Raw genomic sequence first — 5,069 nt, forward strand, 5'->3', positions numbered from 1 at the left:
CTAGGGGTCCTCACCGGATTACCAAACCTAACCAAACTCCGAATACCTGGGAGTACTAGTCGGCAGACACACGGCGGGTGCTAACGTCCGTCGTGAAAAGGGAAACAACCCTGACCTACAGCTAAGGTCCCCAAGTTATGGCTAAGTGGGAAAGGATGTGAGGATCCCAAAACAACCAGGATGTTGGCTTAGAAGCAGCCATCATTTAAAGAAAGCGTAACAGCTCACTGGTCTAAATAAGGGTCTTTGCGCCGAAAATGTAACGGGGCTAAAGCCATACACCGAAGCTTAGGGTTCGTGAGCAATCACGAGCGGTAGCGGAGCGTTCTGTAAGCTGATGAAGCCGTACCCGTGAGGGGCGGTGGAGGTATCAGAAGTGCGAATGCTGACATGAGTAACGTAAGGGGAGTGAGAGACTCCCCCGCCGAAAGACCAAGGGTTCCTGCTTAAAGTTAATCTGAGCAGGGTTAGCCGGCCCCTAAGACGAGGCGGAAACGCGTAGTCGATGGGAACCACGTTAATATTCGTGGGCCTGGAGGTAGTGACGGATTGCACAAGTTGTTCAACCTTATCGGATTGGTTGGGCAGCGGAGCGGTTCCAGGAAATAGCTCCTCCTTATAGACCGTACCCGAAACCGACACTGGTGGTCTGGTAGAGTATACCAAGGCGCTTGAGAGAACTATGCTGAAGGAACTCGGCAAATTGCACGCGTAACTTCGGAAGAAGCGTGACCCTTTTCTGCGCAAGCAGAGGAGGGTGGCACAGACCAGGGGGTAGCGACTGTTTATCAAAAACACAGGGCTCTGCGAAGCCGCAAGGCGACGTATAGGGTCTGACGCCTGCCCGGTGCTGGAAGGTTAAGAGGAGGGGTGCAAGCTCTGAATCGAAGCCCCAGTAAACGGCGGCCGTAACTATAACGGTCCTAAGGTAGCGAAATTCCTTGTCGGGTAAGTTCCGACCTGCACGAATGGCGTAACGACTTCCCCGCTGTCTCCAGCATAGACTCAGTGAAATTGAATTCCCCGTGAAGATGCGGGGTTCCTGCGGTTAGACGGAAAGACCCCGTGCACCTTTACTATAGCTTTACATTGGCATTCGTAGTGGCATGTGTAGGATAGGTGGTAGGCTTTGAAGCCAGGGCGCCAGCCTTGGTGGAGCCACCCTTGAAATACCACCCTTATCTCTATGGATGTCTAACCGCGGCCCGTTATCCGGGTCCGGGACAATGTATGGTGGGTAGTTTGACTGGGGCGGTCGCCTCCTAAAGAGTAACGGAGGCGCGCGATGGTGGGCTCAGAACGGTCGGAAATCGTTCGCTGAGTGCAATGGCATAAGCCTGCCTGACTGCGAGACTGACAAGTCGAGCAGAGACGAAAGTCGGTCATAGTGATCCGGTGGTCCCGCGTGGAAGGGCCATCGCTCAACGGATAAAAGGTACGCCGGGGATAACAGGCTGATGACCCCCAAGAGTCCATATCGACGGGGTTGTTTGGCACCTCGATGTCGACTCATCGCATCCTGGGGCTGGAGCAGGTCCCAAGGGTATGGCTGTTCGCCATTTAAAGCGGTACGTGAGTTGGGTTCAGAACGTCGTGAGACAGTTCGGTCCCTATCTGCCGTGGGTGTAGGAATATTGAAAGGATCTGTCCCTAGTACGAGAGGACCGGGATGGACGGATCTCTGGTGGACCTGTTGTGGCGCCAGCCGCATAGCAGGGTAGCTATATCCGGACGGGATAACCGCTGAAGGCATCTAAGCGGGAAACCCACCTTGAAACGAGTATTCCCTGAGAACCGTGGAAGACGACCACGTTGATAGGCCGGGTGTGGAAGAGCGGCAACGCTTGAAGCTTACCGGTACTAATAGTTCGATCGGCTTGATCGTTCTCATTCCTAATATCCATCTTTGTTCTCACTCACGCTTGTTCCGCCCTTCGGGCGGCGCTACGTGGGTGCGGCGCATCGGCGCCGACGGCCGGTCGGCCTTGCGAAGCTTCGCTTCGAAAGGTGCCAGGCCAAATGAACATCCAAGGCACAAAAAACAGCTTCTCGAACAACGTGCGTTTCGCCGACCTGGTGGTTATGGCGGAGCGGCTGCACCCGATCCCATTCCGAACTCGGCCGTGAAACGCTCCAGCGCTGATGGTACTTCGTCTCAAGACGCGGGAGAGTAGGTCGCTGCCAGGTCTGCCAAACGCACGTTCATCTTCTCATTACGATAGGCCCGCCAAACGGGATCCCGGGCCGCGCAAGCGGCCCTTTCATTTGGCAGGCCTCTTGATTCCGGTAAGCTCAAACTTACCTCTAAGGACGCAAGCTAACGCTTGCTCGTAGTTGACGCGGGGTGGAGCAGCCCGGTAGCTCGTCAGGCTCATAACCTGAAGGTCACAGGTTCAAATCCTGTCCCCGCAACCAAATACAAAACGGCCCGCCTCGCGCGGGCCGTTTTCGTTTGTCACCCTACGGTCTTTCAGCTCGACTCGGCAGAACTTTGCAGCGATGGTCGGCGGCGTCGCGATGCCGCAGGTCCGGCCGCGCGGCTAAGCATAAGGAGCGGAAGATGCGGCAGGCACTGATCGTATGGGGCGGCTGGGAGGGCCATGAGCCGGAACTCGGCGCGCGCGCCGTCAAGACTATGCTCGAGGAAGAGGGATTTGCCGTTCGCGTCGAGACCTCGACCGCGGCATTCGCCGATCCCGCAATCGCCGATCTCAGCCTGATCGTGCCGATCTACACCATGTCCAAGCTTACCAAGGCCGAGGAGTCCAACCTCACCACCGCAATCGCGGGCGGCGTCGGCCTTGGCGGCTATCATGGCGGCATGGGCGACGCCTTTCGCGAATCGACTGACTACCAGTTCATGTGCGGCGGCCAGTGGGTCGCCCATCCCGGCAACATCATCGACTACCGGGTCGACATCGCCCGCCGCGACGATCCGATCATGAGCGGCATCGACGATTTCCGCTACCGCTCCGAGCAGTACTACATGCATGTCGACCCCTCGAACGAGGTGCTGGCGACCACCACCTTCACCGGCGCGCACGCGCCGTGGATCGACGGCGTCGTCATGCCGGTGGTCTGGAAGCGCCGACACGGCGAGGGTCGGGTGTTCTACTCGTCGTTGGGGCATGTGGCCAAGGAGTTCGAGGTACCGCAGATGCGGACCATCCTGCGCCGCGGGCTGGCCTGGGCGGCACGCTGACGCCCGTGCCGAGCGCTGTGGCAATGCCGGCTTGAGATTCTATCACCGCCGGCCCGTTCGGATGATCGCGATCGAACGTGCCGCGTATCTTGCTTCATGACACGCAGACCAGCGGGACCGGTACGACCGGTCCCGCTTTCTGCCTCTTGCAGGTGCGTGCAGCCAAGGCGTCAGGTTTGGACGGCCTCAGGTGACGCGCAATGACCTCATCTCACTGCAACGCGGACGCCGTCGTCGTCGCGAAGGCGATCCACGCACAGGGCGCGAAGGACGAGCGCGGCATCGGCGTAGGTGATCGACCTTTCGCCGCCGGCGGGCAACATGCCGCCGACGGTGTCCAGGACATCGGCCTCGATGCGCCAAGGCAGGATGTCGGTGCAGGTCCGCATGCGACCGAAGACCGAGCTGATCGGGATCATACGGCCTTCGAACTCGACTTGCGGCTCGTCCGTGCCCGGAGTCCAGGCCTGGTAGGCTTCCAGAGCCTCGTCGAAGGCGCCATGCAACTGGATTGGGGCATGGCCCTCGTGCAGGGCGGGCAGCAGGCGTGTGGTCATCGGTTTCCTCCTCGATCGCGGCAGCAATCCATGCTGTCAACGCCCCCGCGCCCTTGGTGAATTGATTGGTCTATTGCACCGGCCTGATGGTGATGGGATCTGGAACGATCTCCAGAAATGTCTGCGTCATCGTCATCTCCTGATCATTCGAACACGAATGCGAAAAGGCCAGGCACTGGAAGGGCAGTATGACTTGCTCCGACTCAAATGTCTATCAAACTTGTAGACATTCGTTAGGCTAAGCTAAGATGACCTCAATCGCCTCGTCACTGACCTTGTCGAGAGGCCGGCAAGCGTCTGATCACGATGAACCGGTATTTGGCTCCAGACGATAGCTCGCTCCATCGAAAACAAAGGCGTTGCCGCGTAGCCTGCCGCCGAACGGTATCAGCGGAAAGCAAATGGGAATTCGGAGCGACGATCGTCCAGGGAGGACCGTCGCATGGCGTGGTGCTTGTTAGCGATTCCAGAAATCGCGATGTGGTGTGAGCAACTCGTCCGCGATTTCGGGGAAAGGGCCAAAGACCTCGATCTTTTTCTGGCCGGAGCCGAGTACGGTGCGCGAAGAAAGACTCATCGTCGGATTCTCCGGGTGATCCCCGGTGAGCGCCAGGAGGTCGGTCTCCTCGAAGCCGTAGACCAGCCGGCCGATATTCGCCCAGTAGAGCGTGCCTGTGCACATTGCGCAGGGCTCGCCCGTCGTGACCAACGTGCAGGTCCAGAGAAACTCTGGCCGGTAGGCGGTCGCTGCGCGCCGGGCGAGTTCGGTCTCGGCATGGCGCACCGTGTCGAGATTGCCCTGCCGCATCAGCACGCGGTCGTCCGGGCCGACCAGCACCGCACCGAACGGATGATGGCCATGCGCGGCCGTGTCGCGGGCAACGGCGTCAGCGGATCGGAGGTGAGCGAGCATCTGATCGCGGGTCATGGCAAAATCCCCTCACGCCGACACTCACTCCCATGCGCGGCTGTTGAGCTGAGATTGCTGCCAGGGGGCGCGATTGGCAAGAGCCAACCGTCGCTTGAGCGTCCACCTGCTGATGACAATCGCCGCCGAACCGTTTCCCGGAAATGCTCTAGACGCTCTCCAGGTAAGTCTCGATCTCGAAGTCGCTGACGTTGAGCGCGAAGGTGTTCAGTTCCTGGCGCTTGCAGGCGACGAAGGACTGGCGCAGCGTGGCCGGGAAGATCTCCGCCACCAGTGGCCCGCCTTCGAAGCTGGCGATGGCCGAGGCCCAGTCCGGCGGCAGCTTCGCCAGCGTGAGCCCTTGTCCCTCGCCGCCGGTCGGTTCGCCGGGCGACAGTTCTTT

Annotated in this window: 3 protein-coding genes, 1 tRNA gene, 2 rRNA genes and 1 pseudogene (1 of these 7 running past the window's edge); 4 read left to right on the top strand and 3 right to left on the bottom strand. The window is 59.4% G+C overall.

The features are described 5' to 3' along the window. The 4 genes from EN742_RS09445 to EN742_RS09460 form a co-directional block, all read left to right on the top strand. Nucleotides 1-1,885 (top strand): 23S ribosomal RNA (locus EN742_RS09445); it begins 915 nt to the left of the window's first position. A 187-nt stretch (nt 1,886-2,072) separates the two neighbouring features. Then, nucleotides 2,073-2,187: ribosomal RNA gene (gene rrf, locus EN742_RS09450) — 5S ribosomal RNA — on the top strand. 151 nt (nt 2,188-2,338) lie between these two features. Beyond that, nucleotides 2,339-2,415 (top strand) — tRNA-Met (locus EN742_RS09455). A 145-nt stretch (nt 2,416-2,560) separates the two neighbouring features. Next, on the top strand, nt 2,561-3,202 hold the full coding sequence (locus EN742_RS09460) for a ThuA domain-containing protein (RefSeq protein WP_126058158.1): 642 nt from the start codon (nt 2,561-2,563) through the stop codon (nt 3,200-3,202). A gap of 206 nt (nt 3,203-3,408) precedes the next feature. On the opposite strand, the gene EN742_RS09465 is transcribed toward EN742_RS09460, so the two are convergent. The 3 genes and pseudogenes from EN742_RS09465 to EN742_RS09480 all read right to left on the bottom strand — a co-directional run. Further along, the gene (locus EN742_RS09465) at nt 3,409-3,759 is read right to left on the bottom strand and encodes a hypothetical protein (protein WP_126058159.1); all 351 of its coding nucleotides are present in this window, start codon (nt 3,757-3,759) and stop codon (nt 3,409-3,411) included. 457 nt (nt 3,760-4,216) lie between these two features. After that, nucleotides 4,217-4,687: a nucleoside deaminase gene (locus EN742_RS09475; RefSeq protein ID WP_126058160.1), complete on the bottom strand. Its 471-nt coding sequence runs from the start codon at nt 4,685-4,687 to the stop codon at nt 4,217-4,219. Nucleotides 4,688-4,835: 148 nt separating this feature from the next. After that, nucleotides 4,836-5,069 (bottom strand): annotated as a pseudogene (locus EN742_RS09480) (glutamine synthetase); the annotation flags it as partial.

The sequence above is a fragment of the Mesorhizobium sp. M4A.F.Ca.ET.020.02.1.1 genome, from assembly GCF_004022645.1.
GTDB lineage: Bacteria > Pseudomonadota > Alphaproteobacteria > Rhizobiales > Rhizobiaceae > Mesorhizobium.